Here is a 19916-nt window from a genome sequence, read left to right as displayed (position 1 = left end):
AGCGTCGTCACGAGCGGGTCCCGCCGATGAGGGCCACCAGCTCCGCGCGGGCCGCCGGCTCCGCGAGCTCGCCGCGCGCCGCGATCGTCACGGTCGTGGCGTCGGGCTGACGGCCGCCGCGCATCGTGACGCACCCGTGGCGCGCATCGAGCACGACGAGCACTCCGCGTGCATCGAGCGCATGCTCGATCGTGTCGGCGATCTGCTCGCCCAGCCGCTCCTGCACCTGCGGGCGGGCGGCGAGGATGTCGACGACCTTCGGCAGCGCCCCGAGCCCGACCACCTCCTCCCCCGGCAGGTACGCGATGTGCGCGACGCCGCGGAACAGGAGCAGGTGGTGCTCGCACACCGAGCGGAAGGCGATGTCGCGCACCATGACGGCGCCCGAGGGCACGGTCTCGGGCTCGGGCCCGCGAGAGACGGAGATGGGATGCGAGAGCGGCTCGCCGGCATCCTGATCCAGTCCGGCGAAGAACTCCGCGTACGCCTCGGCGACGCGCTGCGGCGTGCGCTTCAAACCGGGCCGCTCGGGATCCTCGCCGATCGCTATCAGCAGTTCACGCACGAGCGCCTCGACGCGCTGTGTGTCGACGGCCATCGGTCAGGCGGTGGCTGGTCGCGTCTGGCCGGAGGGCCGGCGGTGCGGCTGGGCGCGATGCGCGACCTCCTCCTCGGCGACGACGTCGGCCGCGACCGATTCGGGCAGCTTCTGCGGCGGGATCTTCACGGGCGGCAGCTGCGAGACGGGACGCTTGTCGCTCGAGAGCCACTGCGGGCGCGGCGGGAGGCGCTTGACGTCCTTGAAGAGGTCCTCGAGCTGGAGGTGGTCGAGCGTCTCCTTCTCCAGCAGCTCGAGGGCGAGGCGGTCCAGGATGTCGCGGTTGTCGTTGATGACCTGGTAGGCCTCGTCGTGCGCCTGCTCGATGAGGGCGCGCACCTCGACGTCGACCCGCTCGGCGACGGTCTCGGAGTACTCCCGGCCGTGGCCCATGTCGCGCCCCATGAACACCTCGCCGCTGCTCTGGCCGAGCTTGACGGGGCCGACCTGCGTCGTCATGCCGTACTCGGTGACCATCTTGCGCGCGATGTTCGTGGCCTTCTCGATGTCGTTGGAGGCGCCGGTGGTCGGGTCGTGGAAGACGATCTCCTCGGCGACGCGCCCGCCCATGGCGTAGGTGAGCTGATCCTGCAGCTCGTTGCGCGTGATCGAGTACTTGTCGTCGAGCGGCAGCACCATCGTGTAGCCGAGGGCCTTGCCGCGGGGCAGGATCGTGATCTTCGTGACGGGGTCGGTGTGGTTCATCGCGGCCGCGGCGAGGGCGTGGCCGCCCTCGTGGTAGGCCGTGATCAGCCGTTCCTTGTCCTTCATGACGCGGGTACGGCGCTGCGGCCCCGCCATCACGCGGTCGATCGCCTCGTCGAGGGCCCGGTTGTCGATGAGCTGCGCGTTGGAGCGCGCCGTCAGCAGGGCGGCCTCGTTGAGGACGTTCGCGAGGTCTGCGCCCGTGAAGCCGGGAGTCTTGCGGGCCACGACCTCGAGATCGACGCCGTCGGCCAGCGGCTTGCCCCGGCCATGGACCTCGAGGATGCGCTGACGTCCCTTGAGATCGGGAGCGTCGACGCCGATCTGCCGGTCGAAGCGCCCCGGGCGCAGCAGGGCGGGGTCGAGGATGTCGGGACGGTTCGTCGCGGCGATGACGATGACGTTGACCTTGGGGTCGAAGCCGTCCATCTCGACGAGCATCTGGTTGAGAGTCTGCTCGCGCTCGTCGTGCCCGCCGCCCATGCCGGCGCCGCGGTGACGGCCGACCGCGTCGATCTCGTCGATGAAGATGATGGCGGGCGAGTTCTCCTTGGCCTGGGTGAAGAGGTCGCGCACGCGGCTCGCGCCGACGCCGACGAACATCTCCACGAAGTCCGAGCCCGAGATCGAGTAGAACGGCACTCCCGCCTCCCCCGCGACGGCGCGGGCGAGGAGCGTCTTGCCCGTTCCGGGAGGGCCGTACAGCAGCACGCCCTTCGGGATCCGGGCGCCGACGGCCTGGAACTTGGAGGGGTCCTTCAGGAAGTCCTTGATCTCCTGAAGCTCCTCGATCGCCTCGTCCGAGCCGGCGACGTCGGCGAAGGTGACGGTCGGGGACTCCTTGGAGACGAGCTTGGCCTTGGACTTGCCGAACTGCATGACCTTGCTCCCGCCGCCCTGCGCGGAGGAGAGGAGGAACCAGAACAGCAGGCCGAGGAGAAGGAGCGGGATCATGAGGGACAGGAACCCGTCGAACCAGCTGGGCTGGGGGACCACGTCGTTGTAGCCGTCGGCGGGGTCGGCCGCATCGATCGCCGAGACCACCTCGTCGGCGCGGGCCGAGACGTAGTAGAACTGCACGTCGGTGGCGCCGTCGTACGCCTCGGACAGGGTGAGGTCCACCCTCTGGTCGCCGTCGGTGTTGACCACCTCGGTCACGGTGTCGCCCGCGAGGAGGGTGAGGCCCTCCTGCGTCGAGATCTGCCGGGCGCCGCCGAGGCTCGAGATGAGCGTGAAGCCCACGATGAGCAGCACCCCGATCAGCAGAACGTAGATCAGGGGGTTGCGGGAGATCTTCTTGAAGTCCATGGTGGCGGGGGTCGCCCCGGTTCCCTTTCGTCGCAGGTCCGCCCACGGCGGTCGCCCCAGAGTATCGCGGGCTCGCTAGGGGTGACCTGTGCATTCGCCCACGGCGTACGAGGGCGGGCCGGCGTCAGGAGTAGACGTGCGGCGCGAGCACCGCGACATCCCGGAGGTTGCGGTACTTCTCGGCGTAATCCAGCCCGTAGCCGACGACGAAGTCGCTCGGGATGTCGAAGCCGACGTAGCGGCACTCGACGTGCACCTTCATCGCGTCGGGCTTGCGCAGCAGGGCGAGCACCTCGACCGACGCCGCACCACGGGAGGCGAAGTTCTCGAGCAGCCAGCTGAGGGTCAGGCCGGAGTCGATGATGTCCTCGATGATCAGCACGTGCTTGCCGTGCAAATCGGTGTCGAGATCCTTGCGGATCTGCACGACGCCGCTCGAGCGCGTGCCGGTGCCGTACGAGGAAACCGCCATCCAGTCGATCGGCACGAGCATCGGCAGGGCTCGGGAGAAATCGGCCATCACCATGACCGCCCCCTTGAGGACCCCGACGAGCAGGAGGTCCTTGCCCTCGTAGTCGTGGGCGACCTGTGCGGCCAGCTCCTCGAGCTTGGCGGCGATCTGCTCCTCGGTGACGAGGACGTCGGTCAGGTCGTCGGCGATGTCGGCGGCGCGCATGGATCGAGTCTAGGCGCGCCGCATCCCCCTCACGCGCGGGCCGTCCCCGCGACGAACGGTCGCGACACGCCGCGCGTCGAGCGCCGGGCGCGGCGTGTCGCGACCGTTCGCGGCGCGCGGGCTCACGCGCGGGCCGCGAACACCACCATGCCGCCGGAGCGCGTCGCGCGGCATCCGGGCAGATCGATGGGGCCCTGCCCCGCCCAGTCGGTGACGAGACGGCCGACCTCGAGGGTCTGGGTGCGCGTGAGCGAGACGCCGAACTCGCTCGCGACGACGTGGCGGATGACGCGGTGGCGCAGCGCCGCCGGGTTGGCCGCGAGCGCGGCGACCGACACGGCGATGCCCGCCTCGGCGTGCTCGACGATGTCCTCGATCGTCTCGTCGATCATGTCCCGGAACGCCTCGTCGTCCTCCCGCAGCTGGTCGGCGGTGCGCGCGAGCGCCTCCGCGACGCCGGGGCCGAGCTCGGCCTCGAGCAGGGGAAGGACGCTCCGGCGCACCCGGACCCGGGCGAAGGCCTCGTCGGCGTTGTGCGGATCCTGCCAGGGCACGAGGTGCTGCGCCGCGCACGCCGCGAGCGTGTCGCCGCGGCGGAGCCCCAGCAGCGGGCGCAGCCACGTGAGGCCGTCGGGATCGCGCCGCGCGGGCGACATCCCCGCGAGGCTCGTCGCCCCCGACCCGCGGGCGAGACCGAGCAGCACGGTCTCCGCCTGGTCGTCGAGGGTGTGGGCGAGGAGGACGGCCCGGGCGCCGACCTGGGCCGCGGCCGCCCGCAGGGCGTCGAGGCGGGCCCGGCGCGCGGCCGCCTCGGGCCCCCCGGGGCCGGCGACCTCGACACGGGCGATGCGGGCCTCGAGCCCCATCGCCCGGCACGCCTCCGCCGCATCGCGGGCGGCGGCATCCGACCCGGCCTGCAGCCCGTGGTCGACCGTGACGGAGACGGCCGCGATGCCGAGCGCGGGCGCCTCGAAGGCGAGCGCGGCCGCCAGCGCGAGGGAGTCCGCCCCTCCCGAGACGCCCGCGACGACCGCGCCGCCGGCGTACGGGGCCAGCGCCCGCCGCACCGCCAGCCGGGTGGCGGCGACGGCCGGCGCGAGGGGCTCTCGTTCGGGCATCCGCTCACGCTACCGCGGGGAGGCGCGCGGGGATGGGCCCGGCCGGGCGACGATGCCCGAGATGGCCGCACTAGGCTGGTCCGCGGCATCCGCCGACCTACCCACGCCCGCACCGAGGAGCACCATGAGCGCCCACGACGCCGTCATCGAGATCCCCCGCGGCAGCCGCATCAAGTACGAGGTCGACCACGGCACGGGCCGCGTCTACCTCGACCGCGTGCTGTACACCGCGTTCGGATACCCCGCCAACTACGGCTTCTTCGAGAACACGCTGGGCGAGGACGGCGACCCGCTCGACGTGCTCGTGCTGCTCGACTACGACATGCACCCGGGCGTCATGGTCAAGGTGCGCCCCGTCGGCGTGCTGAAGATGAGCGACGAGGCCGGCGGAGACGACAAGCTCGTCGCCGTGCTGGCGAAGGACCCGCGCTGGAGCCACATCCAGGACGTGCAGGACATCCCCGAGCACACGAAGAACGAGATCGGTCATTTCTTCGAGCACTACAAGGACCTCGAACCCGGCAAGTGGGTCAAGGTCGACGAGTGGGCGGATGCCGCCGAGGCGGAGCGCCTGCTCGCCGAGTCGATCGAGCGCTTCGACGAGCACGAGGGTCAGACCCGCACGCAGGGCGAGGGCGAAGCACCCTCGACGCTCTGACCGTCACCGCGTAGCGAACGCCGAGGCATCCCGCGGGATCCTCGGCGTTCGTCGTCTCCGGCCGCGGGCGGCGGTGGCGTCAGATGCCGACGCCGCGGGCCGCCATGAAGGACTCCGGGTTGATGCGCGAGCTGCCCTGGTGCACCTCGAAGTGCAGGTGCGCGCCCTGGACGAGTCCCGTGTCGCCCTCGCGGGCGATGAGCTGGCCGGCCGAGACATTCGTCCCGTAGCCGACGAGGAACGAGCTGCAGTGCGAGTACGTCGTGGTGATGCCGCCGCCGTGGTCGACGCGGATCTGGTTGCCGAACTGGCCGTACGAGCCGGCGTACGTCACGCGTCCCGAGCCGGCCGCGAAGATCCCGCCGCCCCAGCCGCTGGCCATGTCGGTGCCGTAGTGGTAGCCGGTGCACCCGTAGCCCGGGGTGCAGATCTGCGCGCGGTTGCCGTAGCGACCCGTCACGCGACCGCCCGAGGGACGCGCCCAACCCGATCCGCTCGGCTGGCCCGGGGGGCTGGCGTTGCCGCCCCCGTTGTTCTGGTTCTGCCTCGCGGCCTCCTCGGCGCGGCGCCGGGCCTCTTCCGCGGCGCGGCGTCGGGCCTCCTCCTCCGCGCGCCGGCGCGCCTCGACGCCGGCCTGGTAGCCGGCGACCGTCTGGGCCGTCGCGTCCTGGAGCGCGGCGAGCTGCGCCTCGAGCACGACGATGTACTCCGCCTGCTCGTCCAGGGCGGCCTGCGCGGCGAGCGCGGCCTCCTGCGAGGCGATCATCTTCTGCTCGGCCTCCTGCTTGAGGCGGTCGCGCTCGTCACGGGCCACGGCCGCCTGGTCGCTGAGCGACTGCGCGTTGTTGCGCGCGGTGACGGCGCCGGCGAAGGTCTCGCGGTTGCGCTCGAGCACCTTGTCCATCGTGCCGAGCTTGCCCAGCAGGTCTTCGGCACCGTCGGGCGACCCGGAGAAGAAGAGCTCCAGAGAGGTGTCGTCGCCGCCGCTGCGGTAGAGCTGGGAGGCGACCCGGCCGGCCCGGGTGGATGCCGCGGCCGCCTCGGCGGCCTGGGCGTCGGCCTGGGCCTGGAGGTCGTCGGCACGCGCGGCGGCCGCGAAGAAGGCCTCCTCCGCGGCGAAGAACTCGGCCGCCGCGGCCTCGGCGGCCGCCTGCGTGCGCGCCACGTTGGCCGCGAGCTGTTGGATGAGGTTCTGGATGCGGGTGACCTCGGCGGCCTTGGCCGCCTCGTTTCCCTTCGCGCGTTGGACGTCGTCCCACGTCGGGTAGTCGGCCGCGAACGCGGGCAGGATCGGGACGGCGACGGATGCCGCGGCGCCGACGGCGATCAGGCCGAGGGCGCCGAGCCCCAGCATCCGTCGACGCGAGAGTGCGGGGCGACGCGTGGCACCGAAGGCGCTCCGGGTGGGCTCGCAGGCGAGGCTCTCGGCGCTCGCCGGCCCGCGCACGCCATCAGGCGTTTCCGACACGTAGCCCTCCCCGACTCGAGTCCATAACATCAACCACAGTAAGCAACATCTTTCACACGCGCAACGGTCAGGGTCTGCCGAGGGGCGCCCGGGCGCCGAGCCAAGCATGCTCCCCTCATCGGTCCGCGCCGGGTCGCCGCGCCCCCGATTGGCGATTTTGTCGGCTAATGCGTATGCTTGACCGTCGGTAAGCGTGAGCCCCTGAGGTTCGCTCGGCCCCATCGTTTAGCGGCCTAGGACGCCGCCCTTTCACGGCGGTAGCACGGGTTCGAATCCCGTTGGGGTCACGGAAAAACTGAATAAGCATGGCCCTGTAGCGCAGTTGGTTAGCGTGCCGCCCTGTCACGGCGGAGGTCGCGGGTTCAAGTCCCGTCAGGGTCGCTCCGAGCGACAAGCCCTTCTCGGAGGGCTTTTCGTTTAGGACACGGCGATGCGTTCACCGTGCGGCTCTGTAGCTCAGTTGGTAGAGCGTTCGACTGAAAATCGAAAGGTCACCGGATCGATGCCGGTCGGAGCCACTGAGGCCCTCTCCTAGCTTCTACATGGAGGGGGTTTCTTCATGTCCGCCTTCTTGTGGCGGTGGCCGATCACCGAGCGGCAGCGGCGAGCATGCCTCTCATGCGGCACGCGCGCACGATGCGAGATGCTGAGGCGATGCACTCCGAGAACGTGGTGAGCATCGAGCTCCTGCTGGATCCCGCGACCGAGGCCGCCATCCGTGCGGAGTGGGAGGCGCTGGCCGAGGCGGGCCTGTCGAGCCTCGCCGCCCACACCGCCGAGAGCAACCGTCCACACGTCACGCTCCTCGCGCGTCGGTCGCTGCCTCCGCTCCCGGACCTGACCTCCCCCCGGCCCCCGTTCGCCGTGACGCTGGGGGCTCCTCTGCTCTTCGGCGGCGGCGACCGCCGCGTCCTGGCGCGATCGGTCGTCCCCACCGCGGCGCTGCTGCGCCTCCACGCCGATGTCCACGGCGCAGCCGGCGAGGACGAGGATCTCCCCCACACCGCGGCGGGAGACTGGACACCCCACGTCACACTCGCGCGACGTGTCCGGCTCGCCGACATCGCAGCGGTACTGCCCCTGATCGGCGGCGAGATCCGGGGACGAGCGGGGCGGCTGCGGCGCTGGGACAAGCGATCCGCCACTGTCACCGACCTCGGCGGCTTCGATGGCCGCAACGAGAACGCAGGCATCCCGGGGGATGACGACCCGGTCAACGCCTCGTGACGCGCCCCTGTTGCCGCGCGAGGCACGTGCAGTAGAGTGACTCGCGCACGCCGGTGTTTGGGACACCGGTGCGGGGATGTGGGATCGCCGGGAGTGCTGGGGAACGACGGATGCTGGGGCATCCGGCGAGTGTCATTGGGGAAGACATGCTCTGTGGGGACGCTTCGCGCACGCAATTCGCGGGGACCGAGGGATGACGGCCGCCGAGCCGACCGTCGCGCCGGTCCTGCCGCCCCGCGCTGCGCTCGTCGAGGACTACCGGCCGGTGGCCGCTCCGCGCGCCGTCGACGCGGCGCTTCGCACGACGGTGACGCCGCGGATCCAGCCCGGCCTCGAGATGCGACGGCTCTGGGAGCGCCGGTACGTGCGGCGGCTGCGTGCCACCGACACGGTCGTCGTGTTCGTCGTCGTCGCGGCCGCCGCCCTCATCCCCGTCCTCATCTGGGCTCCCGAGCTCTTGGCGCAGGATCCGTGGTTCCTCGCGCGGGTCCCACTGCTGACCGCCGCAACGTGGTCGCTCTTCCTCGGTCTCATGCATACGCGCGTCGCGGATGTGCTCGGTTCAGGGGCGACCGAGTACAAGCGCGTGGCGCACGCGACCGGACTGACCTTCGGATTCCTCGCCATCCCCTTCCTCGTCTTCCAGTGGCCGGGCCTGCGCGTCCAGCTGATCTTCGCCATGCCGCTCGGACTCCTCGCCCTGCTGGCGACGCGGTGGGGCTGGCGTCGGTGGCTGATCGCACAGCGCCGGTTCGGTCACTACGCCTCCCGGGCCATCGTGGTCGGCTCCCGCATCGACATCGCCCGCATGATCGACCGGCTCCAGCGCGATGCCCTGCACGGCTACATCGTCGTCGGCGCGGCGACCGACGACGAGGGCGCAGCGAGCCTCGTCGTCGCCGGCCGGCGATACGACATCGTCTCCACCGCCGGCAGCGCCGCCGTCATCGCGCAGGAACTCGGCGCCGATACGATCATCGTCGCGAGCCTGCCACCCGATGACCCCGACCATCTGCGGCGCCTCAGCTGGCAGCTCGAGGGGACGGCGGCCGAGCTGGTCGTCTCCAGCGGACTCACGGACGTGGCGGGTCCGCGGCTGTCCTTCCGCCCGGTCGACGGCCTGCCGCTCATCCACGTCCGGATCCCCGTATACGAGGGCGGGCAGCACCTGCTGAAGCGGGCTCTCGACATCGCCGTCTCGAGCCTCGCGCTCGCCGTCATGCTGCCCCTGCTGCCCGTCGCCGCGATCGCGATCAAGGCCGATTCGCGGGGACCGGTGTTCTTCCGTCAGACGCGGGTCGGGCGCGACGGCCGTGAGTTCGCGATGCTCAAGCTGCGCTCGATGCGGGAGAGCTCGGAGCGCGAAGTCGAGGAACTCCGGGTGCGCAACGACGGGGCAGGGCCCCTCTTCAAGCTGAAGGCGGATCCCCGGGTCACCCGCGTCGGCCGCTTCCTCCGCGCGCACTCGATCGACGAGCTGCCGCAGTTCTGGAACGTGCTCATCGGCGACATGAGCATCGTCGGGCCGCGACCCCCGCTGCCCAGCGAGGTCACCGCGTACGACGGAACCGTCTTCCGTCGCCTGTACATCAAGCCCGGCATCACAGGTCTGTGGCAGATCAGCGGCCGCAGCGATCTGTCGTGGGACGACAGCGTACGACTCGATCTCCGCTACGTGGAGAACTGGTCGGTCATGAACGATCTCATGATCATGTGGCGCACGGGCAAGGTCATGATCCATCCGAAGGGCGCTTACTGACCATGGTCATCGAACAGAATCTCGACCTTCTCCAGACCGCTCCGCCGCGGTCCGCCACCCGCACGCTGACGATCGCGATGATCGGCACCCGCGGGGTGCCCGCGGCCTACGGCGGCTTCGAGACCGCGGTCGAGGAGGTGGGACGCAGGCTCGTCGAGCGCGGACACCGCGTGTGCGTGTACACGCGCGGCTCCGAGTCCCGCGAGCGCGAGTACCTGGGCATGCGGGTCGTGCACCTGCCCGCCCTTCGTCAGAAGCAGCTCGAGACGCTGAGCCACACCGGGTTGTCGACCCTGCACGCGATCGCCCGACGGCGCCCCGATGCCGCCTTCGTCTTCAACGCCGCCAACGCCCCGTTCCTCCCGCTGCTGCGGGCCCGCGGCATCCGCACGGCGCTGCACATGGACGGGCTCGAGTGGAAGCGCTCCAAGTGGGGCGCGCGGGGCAAGGCCTACTACCGCTTCGCCGAGGAGTTCGGCGTGCGTCAGGCAGACGCCCTGATCGCCGACGCGCCCGGCATCGCGGACTACTACGACCACCAGTTCGGGGTGCCCACCGAACTCATCCGGTATGGCGCGCCCGTGCTCGGCGACCTCCCCGTCGACGGCGTCGAGAAGCTGGGGCTGACCCCGGGCGGCTTCCACCTCGTGGTCGCGCGGTTCGAACCCGAGAACCACGTGCTCGAGATCGTCGAGGGCTACCGTCGCAGCACCGCCACGATGCCACTGGCCGTCGTCGGCTCCGCACCGTACAGCGCGGAGTACACGCAGCGCATCCACGATGCGGCCGGCGATGACCCCCGCATCCGGTTCCTCGGCGGCATCTACGACCAGGAGCTGCTCGACGCTCTCTACGCCCACTCCTTCACATACATCCACGGCCATTCCGTGGGAGGGACGAACCCTTCGCTGCTGCGCGCGATGGGTGCGGGCGCGGCCGTCGTGGCCTACGACGTGACGTTCAACCGCGAGGTGCTCGACTCTCAGGGCTGGTTCTTCGAGGACGCCCGTGACCTGACCGCGCTGCTGGCCGGAGTCGAGAGCGACGTGCAGCGGGCGCAGGATCTGGGGCTGGCGGGCAAGCAGCGCGTCTCGGAGGTCTTCCGCTGGGACCGCGTCGCCGACGACTACGAGCGACTCGCGCTCCGCCTCGCTTCGGGCGAGAGCGTGCACCCCGTCGGCCGCAGCGCACATCGATCGCCCGCACCGTGGTCCAGCGCCTCCGCCCACGCGGACCTTCGCCGCTGAGCTCCCGCACGGCGGCGCCGGCCACCGCGCGCAGCACGGATCGGTGGAGCGCGCGTGGCATCGCGTCGGTCGCGCTGCCCGGGGCCCTCGTCCTGATCCTGGCGACCGTCATCGCGACGCGCACCCCGCTGTGGCGCGACGAGATCGCCTCACTGTCCTTCGCCCAGCTGCCGTTGCCCGACCTGCTGAGCGCGGTCGGCCACGTCGACGCCGTCCTGGCGCCGTACTACCTGCTCAGCTCTGCCGGACAGGCGGTGCTTCCGGGGGCGGTCGGGTTGCGTCTGCCCTCCGTCCTCGCGGCCGCGCTGACCGCCACCGTCGTCGCGGTGATCGCGGGGCGATGGTGGGGGGATGCCGCGGCGCTCGCCGCCGGGCTCATGGTCGGCCTCAACCCGCTTTCGCTCCAGCTCGCCGCCACCGGCAGACCCTACGCCCTGGCGATCCTGTTCGTCGCCCTCGCGCTGCTCGCCATGACGACCGCGACCGGTCGCCGCGGGGCGCCGCGGCGCGACGTCCTGCGGTGGGCGGGCTATGCCGCCGCCGTCGCCGCAGCGGGCCTCATGCATCTGTTCGCATTGCTCGCCCTGCCCGCCTTCGCCGTGCTCGCCGCGTCGCGCCGGGCGCTCGGGCGCTGGCTGCTCGCCTCCGCCGCCGCTGTCGCGGTCGTCGTCCCGCTCGCGCTGCTCGCCGCGTCGCAGAGCGCCCAGGTCGCGTGGATCCCCCGGCCCGACCCGCGCAGCGCCGCGGGCTCGCTCGCCAGCACGCTGACCTACCGGCGCGAGGGGGCCTTCGAGCGCCTCGAGCTCGTCGCGGTCGCGATTCTCCTCGTCGTCGCCGTCGTCACCGTGACGCTGACCCTCAGGATGCCGCGGCCGGCGCGGGCGCGGGAGCTCGCCCTCCTCGCCTGCTCGGTCACGCTGGCGTGCGGACCCTGGGCGATCCTGCTTGCGATATCGGTGACCGCGACGCCGTATCTGCGCACGACGTATCTCGCCCCCGGCGTGATCGGCTGGGGGCTCCTGGTGGGCGCGGCCGCCGCGCGGCTCGGCGCCTGGCAATCGGGGCGGAGCACCCTGCGCCGCGCCCTCGCGATCGTCGTCGTCGCCGCCCCGATCGTCAGCGCCGCCGTGTTCTCCGCACCCGTGCTGGCGCAGGAGTGGCGTGTGGACGACTTCCCCGGGCTCGCCCGGCGACTCTCCGGCGAGGTGGCCGTCGGCGACACCCTGGTCGTCGTCCAGCTCTACAACGAGGTGGGCGTCGCCTCCGGGCTCGCCCGCGCGGGAGGCGACAAGGGCTGGGTATCGGCCCTCCAGAGCGACCTGACCACCGGCACGCAGCCGGTGGTCTCCGTCCGCCGGGTGGACGCGGCCGACCCCCTGCGCACCACCGCGTCGGGCGACGGCGACGCGGAGAGGGCATGGGTTGTCTACACCCGCGGGGCCTTCACCCCCGGCGAGGCGCGGCGGGCCCTCGCCGACAGCGGCTGCGGCGACGCCTCGCTTGCACCGGAGGAGAGCTTCGGCATCCTGCGCCTGATCCCGGCGAGGTGCCCGTGATCGGCCGCGGGTCGCGCCGCGCAGTAGGCTCGGCCGGGATGACCTCCTCCCCTCGGCCCCACACGGTGCTCGTCGCGCACCCGGGCGCCGAGCTGTTCGGGTCCGACCGGATGCTTCTCGAAAGCGTCGCGGGCATGCGGGACGCCGGGTTCGATGTCGTCGTGGCGCTCCCCGACGCGGGTCCGCTCGTGGAGCACCTCTCCGCCACGGGAGCGCGGGTGGTCGTGACCTCGATGCTCGTCCTGCGGAAGGCGCTGCTGCGGCCTCGCGGCTGGTCGCGGCTCCTCCGCGACCTCTTCCGCGGCACGGGGTCCGCATGGCGCCTCATCACGAGGGTGGATCCGGACGCCGTCTACATCAGCACCCTCACGTTGCCGGCGTGGCCGATCATCGCGCGCGCCCGGGGCCGGCGCACGATCAGCCACGCGCACGAGGCCGAGGCATCCGCGCACCGGATCGTCAACGCCGTGCTCTACTCACCGCTGCTCTGCGCCCATCGCGTGCTCGTCAACAGCAGATTCAGTCTGCGCACGATGCTCGCCTCGTTCCCCTCGCTGGATGACCGCGCGACGGTCGTGCCGAACGGAGTCGCCGGTCCCGAGCGGCCGGCACCCGCCCGCCCCGAGCTCACGAAGGGGCTCCGCGTCGCCTACGTCGGGCGGCTCTCGCCGAGGAAGGGTCCCGACGTCGTCATCCGGGCGGCGCAGCGTCTCGGCCGCAGCGGCGACCCGGTGCACGTCGAGCTCATCGGCTCCACCTTTCCCGGCTACGAGTGGTACGAACGCGAGCTGCGGGAGCTCGCCGCGTCCGACACCGCCGTGCACGTCAGCTTCACGGGGTTCGTCGCCGACGTGTGGCCGCGGATCGCGGCGGCGGACGTGCTCGTCGTTCCATCGCGGATCGACGAGCCGTTCGGCAACACCGCGGTCGAGGGCGTGCTCGCCGGTCGGCCCGTCGTCGCGAGCGACACGAGCGGCCTGCGGGAGGCCGCCGGCGGCTACACGACGACCCGGCTGGTCACGCCCGACGATCCGGCGGCGCTGGCCGGCGCCCTCACCGAACTCGCCGCCGACTGGCCGCGGATCGTGACCGACCTGCCCGCTCAGGCCGCGCGGGCCGCGGATCGCCACGCGCCCCGGCGGTACCGGGAAGCGATCGCCCGCGCCGTGAGCCCCGAGGGCTAGAGCTCCCCCGGCTTCACGACCTCGGTGTCGACCGCCTCGACCACGCGTCGCGCGGCCGAGCTCGCCACGGGGTTCCGAGGGGCGTAGACGACCAGCGAGTGGAACACGAACCGGACGACGAACGCCACGATGAGCGTCAGCGCCGCCGCCAGGATGCTGGAGACGTGCCAGGTCTCGACCAGCAGGTAGATGACCGGGATCCGTACGAGCGCCTCAGCGTTGTTGAAGGAGAAGGACTTGGCGAATCTCACCCAGACGCCCGACGCGGCATCCCTCATATCCCGGAAGACGAACCTCTCGATGAGGAGGAAGTTGCCGATGATCGTGGCTTCGGCGGCGATCACGGCCGCCCAGACGTAATCGAGCCCGAAGGCGATGAGCGCGGCCATGATCAACAGGTTCGCCACCGCCCCGAGACCGCCGATGATCGCGAACAGCGACATCTTCCCGAATCGCAGGTAACCGAGCTGGGTGAGGAACCGGAACCCCTGGTGGAGGGACGCCTTCGACTCTCCCGCGTGCCGGTCCGCGAAGTCGAAGGGGATCTCCGATACCCGGAGGTTCTGGCGGGCGAGGATCTCCAGCAGGATCTTGAATCCCCGCGGTCGCAGGGCCTCCCCGTCCACGACCCGACGATCGACGAGGAAGAACCCCGTCATCGGGTCGCTGCACCCGTGCAGGCGGATCGGGAACATCGCCTTGGTCACCGCAGTGGAGGCGCTGGAGACGAGCACGCGCAGTCGGCTGCTCAATCCCCCCGACGTTCCGCCGCCGGCGTACCGGGACGCCACCACGACGTCGGCGCCGCTTCGCTCGTACTCGCTCACGAGTTCGCGGATCTTCTCCGGCGGATGCTGCAGGTCGCCGTCCATCACGACGCAGAGGTCGGATGCCGCGGCATCCACACCGGCCATGACCGCGCCGCCCAGGCCGCCCGTCGGGCGCTCCCGATGGATGAGCCTGATCGGAAGCGGCGCCTCGGCGGCCACCGCCATGACGACCGCGGGCGTGTCGTCCGTACTGTCGTCGACGAAGATGACCTCGGCCTCGAGCCCGCGCAGCGCGTCGCCGAGACGTCGCACCAGTTCGGCGACATTGGGCGCCTCGTTGAACGTCGGCACGATCACGCTCAATTCCACGCGGTACCCCTCCCGCCCCGCACGGCAGACCCTCCACCCCAGATCGGTCGCCGTTGCGGCCCATTATGGCCGATGAGGGCTCGCCCCGTCACGAGAAATTCGATCAATCCCGTGCGAGCTCGGGCTGCGCGCCCTCGTCCGCGTAGTACGACTGGCGGCGGCGCGGCGCGCGCGCCTTGTTCAGCACCAGCCCGAGGACGCGGGCGCCCGCGTTCTCCAGCATCCGAAGCGTTTCGGTCAGCTGCGGACGCCGGGTCTTGGTCGCGTCGACGACCACGATGACCCCGTCCATGAGGGGCGAGAGCAGGTTGGCATCCGCCACGCTCAGGACCGGGGGCGAGTCGACGAGGACGAAGTCGTAGTGATCGGTCACCGCCGCCAGAAGCTGCCGCATCGCGTCGGAGGTGAGCATCTCCGACGGGTTCGGGGGCACGGCACCCGAGGGAAGCACGTCGAGGGTGGAGTCTGTGCGGCTGTACTTCGCGACGTCGAGGTCGACCTCTCCGACCAGCACTCCGGTCAACCCGACGGCGCCCTCGACCCCGAAGTACTCCGCGACGCGCGGGCGGCGCAGATCGGCGTCGATGAGCAGCACGCTGTGACGGAGCCCGGCGAGCGTGAGCGCGAGGTTCGCCGCGAACGTCGATTTCCCCTCTGCGGGCACCGACGAGGTGATGAGTATGCGGCGGGCGCGATCGGCCACCGAGGCGTACGTCAGCGACGAGCGGATGCGGCGGAACTCCTCCGCGGTGTGCCCGAGCGGCTCCCTCGCGACCATGAGCCCCTGCGGGCCGCCGCCGGGCGACGGGGTGCGTGTGATCGACCCGAGGATCGGCGCCGGTGTCACCTGAGCGAGCGTCTCCTCCGTGCGGATCCGCGTGTCCGCCATCGCCACGACGAGAGCGGTGAGGACGCCCAGCATGAGCCCGAGCAAGGCGCCGAGCGCCGCGTCCCGGGGCTTGTTGGGGATGGCCTGGAACAGCGGCACGACCGCCTCGTCGATCACGGTCGCCGTGATCGTGGCGGATCCCTCGGTGCCGCGAGGGGCCACCTCCCCGACGACGGCGGCGAGGCTCTCCGAGATGGCGTTCGCGATCGCCGCGGACTGCTCGGGGTCGGTGGACGAGGCCTGCACCTGCAGGATGACCGTGTCCTGCGGGATGGACACCGCGATCGAGCGTGCGAGCTGACGCGGGGTGTCCTCGAGGTCCAGCTCCTCGATCACGGGCTCGAGGACGCGCGAGGACGTGGCCAGCTGAGCGAACGAGAGCATCTGGTTCTGCGTGTAGGTGGAGCCCTGGTTCAGGTCGGACGCACTGGTGCCCTGATTCAGGGCGAAGTAGAGCGTGGCGGTCGACTGGAACACCGGCGTCACGGTGGCGGAGAGGCCGAACGCGGCGACCCCTCCGACGAGCGTGAGCGCCAGGATCAGCAGCCAGAACTTGCGCAGAGCGTCCCCGACCCTGGCCAGCGTCCAGCCGGAAAAATCAGACTTCAAGACCGGTCCTCCCCCGACGGCGGACCGACGCCTGATGATCGCGGCGCCGCACCCCCATGCGGCATCCTCGGTCCGATCCCGATGCTACAGTACCTACGCCGCTGCGCGGATTTGTCTGGGGGGACGGGGGTTCCGCATGCGCACAGCCCTGCTGTCCACCGGCGCCCGCGTGGTGACCATGGCGGTGTCGCTCGTGTGCGGCATCCTCACCGCCCGGCTCGTCATCGGCCAGGGCGGGGTCGACGTCTACGCGTTCTTCTCTCTGCTCGTCGCCCTGCCGGGACTGGTCTCCTTCAGCGACCTCGGGGCGGGCGCGGTGGTCGTGAACTCCATCGCCGCCAGCCCGGACATCCGGCGCGACGAGCGGCTCTCCCGCCAGGCGCTCACCGTCCTGCGCGTCCAGATGATCTTTGCCGCGACGGTCACCGCGGTGAACGTCGTCCTGCTCCTGACCGGGGGCTGGCGCGCTCTGCTGGGCTCGGCGGCGGAGAACATCCCGCACGCCGATCTGGCCGCCTTCGTGTGCGTGGGCCTCTTCGCGGCGTGGATGTGGCTCGGGATGTGGCAGCGCATCCTGCTCGGGATGGGCCGCAACCCCCTCGTCATCCTGCTTCAGGGGATCGTGTCTCCCCTCACCCTCCTCTTCGTGTGGCTCATGCTGTCCACGGGCGACGCCGCACTGCACTCGTTTCTCGCCGTCGCGTCGTTCGCGGCAACCCTCGTCTCCGCGCTCCTGGGAACGGCGGTGGCGGTGAGGGCCAGCGGGGAGCTGCTGCCACGCGCCGTCGCACGTTCGCTGCGACCGAGACGGCATGCCGGGGCGCGGGTGATGGACGTGGGCTGGCCGATGCTCGCGCAGCTTCTGGCGACCCCCCTCTCGATGGTGCTGCCGCGCTTCATCCTCGCTCAGGGTGCGACGGCGGTGGCGGTAGCGCAGTACGGCGTGGCGGGTCAGGTGTTCTTCGCACTGCAGGCGCTCGTCGCGGCGGCCGGCGTGACGCTCTGGCCCGCCTTCACGAAGGCGCGATCCCGCGGCGAGCTGCGACGCGGTCCCTTCCTGCTCGCGCTCGGGTTCGGGGCCGGCATCGCCCTGATCTGCGCCGTCATCCTGCTCATCGGGCCGTGGCTGTTCGACCTCATCTCGGACGGAGAACTGGTCGTCCCGGCCGGCCTGATCCTCGCCTTCGGGGCGATGGTCACGGTGCAGGCGGTGCTCTACCCCCTCGGCATGTTCATCATGGACAAGGAGGGGATCCGGTTCCAGGTGGTGCCCGCTCTCGCGATGGCGCTGTCGACCGTCGTCCTGACGATCGTGCTCGTCGGGCCCCTCGGGGTGCTCGCGCCGCCCGTTGCCAACGCGGCCAGCGTCGTGATCTTCCAGGTGCTGCCCTTCGCGTTGTACATCAGGCATCACCGGAGGCGCCTCTACGGGGACAACGCCGGCAGCTGACGCCCTTCGCCCCGATCGGTGGCCAGGGCCGCGGGCAGCTGCGGACGCTCCACCTCCCACCAGGCGACGGCCAGACCGACGAGGAACCACAGGTACATCCCGTACTGGGTGATCAACGCCACCGCGAACAGGGCGGGCAGCTGTGCCGCCACCGCCACGCCGGCCGGGTTCGCCCGCCGCGGGACGAAGCATCGCGCGGCGACGACGACCAGAGCGGCGAGCAGGAGGGCCGTCGGCACGAATCCGAGCCGCAGCGCCATCACCAGGAACGCATTGTCGATCGAGCTGGCGAACTGGCCGAGGTAGCTTCCCCCCACCGTGAGGTTCTCCCAATCGCCCGCCGACCCGAAGAGCTGAACCTGGGTGAGGAGCGTGAACAGGTCGGTGCGGTAGTCCGCGCTCCCGGATGCCTCCTGCCCCGCCTCGAGGAAGACGTCCGAGACGAAGGGCACGACCACCGCCGCGGTCATCGCCCCCACGAGGGCGACCACCACCCGCGTGCGCCTGCTCACCTGCGGGAGGGTCAGCACGGAGAGCGCCACGGTCAGGACGAGCGAGACCAGCCCGATCCGGCTGAACGTGACGACGACGGCGGCGGTGACCGCGGCGAGGGCGAGCACCTTGACCACGGTGCTCCAGCGGGCCGCCAGGATGAACGCGGCGGACATCGCCAGGGACGCGCCCAGCGCGATCGAATGACCGAATGCGCCCTCGACGCGGATGAATCCTCCGCGCGGCTGCAGCTCCCCCCACACCTCGAAGGACGAGCCCATCGCGGGAAGCAGGAGGAAGACGTTCTGGCCCGTCGCGAACTCCACAAGTGCCAGGGCGGCAGCGCCCGTCGCGACCGCGGCGAGCACGCGCGTCACGAACGAGCCGCTCACCCGGGCGAGCACGACGCGCCCCCATATATAGGGGAGCGTCCACTCGAGGATGCCGATGACCGCGTCCGAGAGCGTCACCATCCGCAGCGCGAACTGGCCGACGACGAGAAGGGCGAAGGCCGCCATGAGGGCATCGACGATCGACAGCCTGATCGAGCGCAGGTTCGCCGCGAGCACGAGGAGAGTGACCGCGGTGATGGCCGCCCAGAAGAATCCCGCGGTCGCTCCGACCCACACCGGGACGAAGAACAGCACCACCGTCCAGACGACGAACGCCAGCTTGGGGCTGGCCCGGAACAGAAGAGCGGCGACGACGGCACTGCAGAGCGCGAGCAGCAGCATCATGATCATGTCGATGGACACGCCCATGCCCCCGTCCCCCCCGTTCGGTGCTGCAGCGAGCCTAGCCCGGGGAGGGGCCGGAGCCCCTCCCCGGGCCGTCGTCACTGCACGTCGGTCAGCCGGAACGCGTCGAACGCGAAGACCCCCGGTGTCGTCGTGGCCCCGGCGCGGTTCGCGTGGAGCCCGACGGGTGCCGCGGCCTGCAGCCCCGCCGTCGCGTCGGTGACCGAGATCTGCCAGTCGGCGGGCTCCGGCTGGCCGGCCCGCCAGATCTTGGCGGCGATCGTCGTGGGGTCTGCGCCGGTGACGCTGGCACGGAGCGTGAAGGTGTCGCCCGCCGCACGCGTCAGCCCGGGCACGGGGTACACCCCCAGCACCGTTCCGCCGCGCTGCGCGACCAGCCAGACGCTGCCGTCCGTTCGCAGCCACACCCTGACCTGGTAGTTCTCGCTCGCTCCCTGGCGCGCGACGACACCCACGTAGGAGTTGCCCGTCGACGGCGCCGCGTCGAGGGCGACGTCCACCCGCACGTCGGCGTCGCGAACCGGCGTCGCGTTGAGCAGGAAGTTACGGGTCTCGGACGTCGACAGGGTCACGGTCCCCTTCCCACCCGTGACGGTCGCGCTCGCCGCCGGGCCGTAGAGCACGCTCCACGCCCCGCCCGTGTCGGCAGAACCCCACCCCGAACCCACCGACCGCTCGAAATCATCCGCCGCAGCGAACTCGCCCACCGGGGGCTCTTCGTCATCCGGTGCCGTCACGGTCACCTGACCGGTCGTGGTGTGCGTGGCACCGTCATCATCGGTCACCGTCAACGACACCGTGTACGTCCCCGCCGCCGCATACGTGTGAGACGCCGTGGCCCCCGACCCCGCCGCGGAACCATCACCCCATCCCCACGCATACGACACCACGGAACCATCGGCATCCGAAGACCCCGACCCGTCCACCTGCACCACCAGATCAGACACCGCCGACGAGAACGACGCCACCGGAGCAATGTTCGCCGGGGGCTCTTCGTCATCCGGTGCCGTCACGGTCACCTGACCGGTCGTGGTGTGCGTGGCACCGTCATCATCGGTCACCGTCAACGACACCG

At 71.2% G+C, this 19916-nt stretch carries 16 protein-coding genes and 3 tRNA genes; 10 read left to right on the top strand and 9 right to left on the bottom strand.

Features of this window, described 5'->3' with window-relative positions:
* Positions 1 to 7: 7 nt before the first annotated feature.
* The 4 genes from folE to tilS all read right to left on the bottom strand — a co-directional run bounded on the left by folE (position 8) and on the right by tilS (position 4405).
* Complete coding sequence (folE, locus tag ACIGCK_RS00940) at positions 8 to 598, bottom strand: GTP cyclohydrolase I (protein WP_396663075.1); 591 nt, start codon at positions 596 to 598, stop codon at positions 8 to 10.
* A 3-nt stretch (positions 599 to 601) separates the two neighbouring features.
* Positions 602 to 2611, bottom strand: a complete 2010-nt coding sequence (gene ftsH, locus ACIGCK_RS00935; protein ID WP_396663073.1) for an ATP-dependent zinc metalloprotease FtsH — start codon at positions 2609 to 2611, stop codon at positions 602 to 604.
* 124 nt (positions 2612 to 2735) lie between these two features.
* Positions 2736 to 3287 carry a hypoxanthine phosphoribosyltransferase gene (hpt, locus tag ACIGCK_RS00930; RefSeq protein WP_330170965.1) on the bottom strand — a complete coding sequence of 184 codons (552 nt, stop codon included), beginning with the start codon at positions 3285 to 3287 and terminating at the stop codon, positions 2736 to 2738.
* Between the two features lie 122 nt (positions 3288 to 3409).
* Positions 3410 to 4405 (bottom strand): tRNA lysidine(34) synthetase TilS, encoded by a 996-nt coding sequence (gene tilS / locus ACIGCK_RS00925; protein WP_396663071.1) that lies wholly within the window; start codon positions 4403 to 4405, stop codon positions 3410 to 3412.
* Positions 4406 to 4529: 124 nt separating this feature from the next.
* On the opposite strand from tilS, the gene ppa reads away from it, so the two are divergent.
* Entirely contained in the window at positions 4530 to 5063 is a 534-nt protein-coding gene (ppa, locus tag ACIGCK_RS00920) for an inorganic diphosphatase (RefSeq protein WP_330170963.1), read from the top strand.
* A 79-nt stretch (positions 5064 to 5142) separates the two neighbouring features.
* Here the strand turns inward: ppa and ACIGCK_RS00915 are convergent, their stop codons facing one another.
* Positions 5143 to 6531 carry a M23 family metallopeptidase gene (locus ACIGCK_RS00915; protein WP_396663068.1) on the bottom strand — a complete coding sequence of 463 codons (1389 nt, stop codon included), beginning with the start codon at positions 6529 to 6531 and terminating at the stop codon, positions 5143 to 5145.
* Positions 6532 to 6745: 214 nt separating this feature from the next.
* On the opposite strand from ACIGCK_RS00915, the gene ACIGCK_RS00910 reads away from it, so the two are divergent.
* The 8 genes from ACIGCK_RS00910 (at position 6746) to ACIGCK_RS00875 (ending at position 13504) form a co-directional block, all read left to right on the top strand.
* Positions 6746 to 6818: transfer RNA gene (locus ACIGCK_RS00910), tRNA-Glu, on the top strand.
* 20 nt (positions 6819 to 6838) lie between these two features.
* Positions 6839 to 6912, top strand: a tRNA-Asp gene (locus ACIGCK_RS00905).
* Between the two features lie 64 nt (positions 6913 to 6976).
* Positions 6977 to 7049, top strand: a tRNA-Phe gene (locus ACIGCK_RS00900).
* A 136-nt stretch (positions 7050 to 7185) separates the two neighbouring features.
* Positions 7186 to 7758 (top strand): 2'-5' RNA ligase family protein, encoded by a 573-nt coding sequence (locus ACIGCK_RS00895; protein ID WP_396663066.1) that lies wholly within the window; start codon positions 7186 to 7188, stop codon positions 7756 to 7758.
* Positions 7759 to 7951: 193 nt separating this feature from the next.
* A complete protein-coding gene (locus ACIGCK_RS00890; RefSeq protein ID WP_396663065.1) occupies positions 7952 to 9517 on the top strand; it encodes a sugar transferase in 1566 nt (521 codons plus the stop codon).
* 2 nt (positions 9518 to 9519) lie between these two features.
* Positions 9520 to 10764: a DUF1972 domain-containing protein gene (locus ACIGCK_RS00885; RefSeq protein ID WP_396663063.1), complete on the top strand. Its 1245-nt coding sequence runs from the start codon at positions 9520 to 9522 to the stop codon at positions 10762 to 10764.
* Positions 10725 to 12320 carry a hypothetical protein gene (locus ACIGCK_RS00880; RefSeq protein WP_396663061.1) on the top strand — a complete coding sequence of 532 codons (1596 nt, stop codon included), beginning with the start codon at positions 10725 to 10727 and terminating at the stop codon, positions 12318 to 12320. The genes ACIGCK_RS00885 and ACIGCK_RS00880 overlap by 40 nt, the downstream gene beginning before the upstream one ends.
* A gap of 38 nt (positions 12321 to 12358) precedes the next feature.
* Positions 12359 to 13504: a glycosyltransferase gene (locus ACIGCK_RS00875; protein WP_396663060.1), complete on the top strand. Its 1146-nt coding sequence runs from the start codon at positions 12359 to 12361 to the stop codon at positions 13502 to 13504.
* Here the strand turns inward: ACIGCK_RS00875 and ACIGCK_RS00870 are convergent.
* Both ACIGCK_RS00870 and ACIGCK_RS00865 read right to left on the bottom strand, forming a co-directional pair.
* A complete protein-coding gene (locus tag ACIGCK_RS00870) occupies positions 13501 to 14643 on the bottom strand; it encodes a glycosyltransferase (RefSeq protein WP_396663058.1) in 1143 nt (380 codons plus the stop codon). The genes ACIGCK_RS00875 and ACIGCK_RS00870 overlap by 4 nt on opposite strands.
* Before the next feature lie 103 nt (positions 14644 to 14746).
* The gene (locus tag ACIGCK_RS00865; RefSeq protein ID WP_396663056.1) at positions 14747 to 16141 is read right to left on the bottom strand and encodes a polysaccharide biosynthesis tyrosine autokinase; all 1395 of its coding nucleotides are present in this window, start codon (positions 16139 to 16141) and stop codon (positions 14747 to 14749) included.
* A 136-nt stretch (positions 16142 to 16277) separates the two neighbouring features.
* Between ACIGCK_RS00865 and ACIGCK_RS00860 the strand changes: the two genes are divergently transcribed.
* Positions 16278 to 17591, top strand: a complete 1314-nt coding sequence (locus ACIGCK_RS00860) for a lipopolysaccharide biosynthesis protein (RefSeq protein ID WP_396663054.1) — start codon at positions 16278 to 16280, stop codon at positions 17589 to 17591.
* On the opposite strand, the gene ACIGCK_RS00855 is transcribed toward ACIGCK_RS00860, so the two are convergent.
* Positions 17567 to 18844 (bottom strand): hypothetical protein, encoded by a 1278-nt coding sequence (locus tag ACIGCK_RS00855; protein WP_396663052.1) that lies wholly within the window; start codon positions 18842 to 18844, stop codon positions 17567 to 17569. The genes ACIGCK_RS00860 and ACIGCK_RS00855 overlap by 25 nt on opposite strands.
* A 74-nt stretch (positions 18845 to 18918) precedes the next feature.
* A partial coding sequence (locus ACIGCK_RS00850) for a PKD domain-containing protein (RefSeq protein WP_396663050.1) occupies positions 18919 to 19916 on the bottom strand: 998 nt, incomplete at its 5' end.

The organism is Microbacterium sp. NPDC078428 (genome assembly GCF_044542535.1).
Lineage (GTDB): Bacteria > Actinomycetota > Actinomycetes > Actinomycetales > Microbacteriaceae > Microbacterium > Microbacterium limosum.
Note: the sequence above shows the minus strand (reverse complement) of the source record. Positions and strands in the feature narration are given on the sequence as shown.

Coding starts and splice junctions, on each gene's coding strand:
- folE (WP_396663075.1), bottom strand. CDS start 598: ATGGCCGTCGACACACAGCGCGTCGAGGCGCTCGTGCGTGAACTGCTG.
- ftsH (WP_396663073.1), bottom strand. CDS start 2,611: ATGGACTTCAAGAAGATCTCCCGCAACCCCCTGATCTACGTTCTGCTG.
- hpt (WP_330170965.1), bottom strand. CDS start 3,287: ATGCGCGCCGCCGACATCGCCGACGACCTGACCGACGTCCTCGTCACC.
- tilS (WP_396663071.1), bottom strand. CDS start 4,405: ATGCCCGAACGAGAGCCCCTCGCGCCGGCCGTCGCCGCCACCCGGCTG.
- ppa (WP_330170963.1), top strand. CDS start 4,530: ATGAGCGCCCACGACGCCGTCATCGAGATCCCCCGCGGCAGCCGCATC.
- ACIGCK_RS00895 (WP_396663066.1), top strand. CDS start 7,186: ATGCACTCCGAGAACGTGGTGAGCATCGAGCTCCTGCTGGATCCCGCG.
- ACIGCK_RS00890 (WP_396663065.1), top strand. CDS start 7,952: ATGACGGCCGCCGAGCCGACCGTCGCGCCGGTCCTGCCGCCCCGCGCT.
- ACIGCK_RS00885 (WP_396663063.1), top strand. CDS start 9,520: ATGGTCATCGAACAGAATCTCGACCTTCTCCAGACCGCTCCGCCGCGG.
- ACIGCK_RS00875 (WP_396663060.1), top strand. CDS start 12,359: ATGACCTCCTCCCCTCGGCCCCACACGGTGCTCGTCGCGCACCCGGGC.
- ACIGCK_RS00860 (WP_396663054.1), top strand. CDS start 16,278: ATGCGCACAGCCCTGCTGTCCACCGGCGCCCGCGTGGTGACCATGGCG.
- ACIGCK_RS00855 (WP_396663052.1), bottom strand. CDS start 18,844: ATGGGCGTGTCCATCGACATGATCATGATGCTGCTGCTCGCGCTCTGC.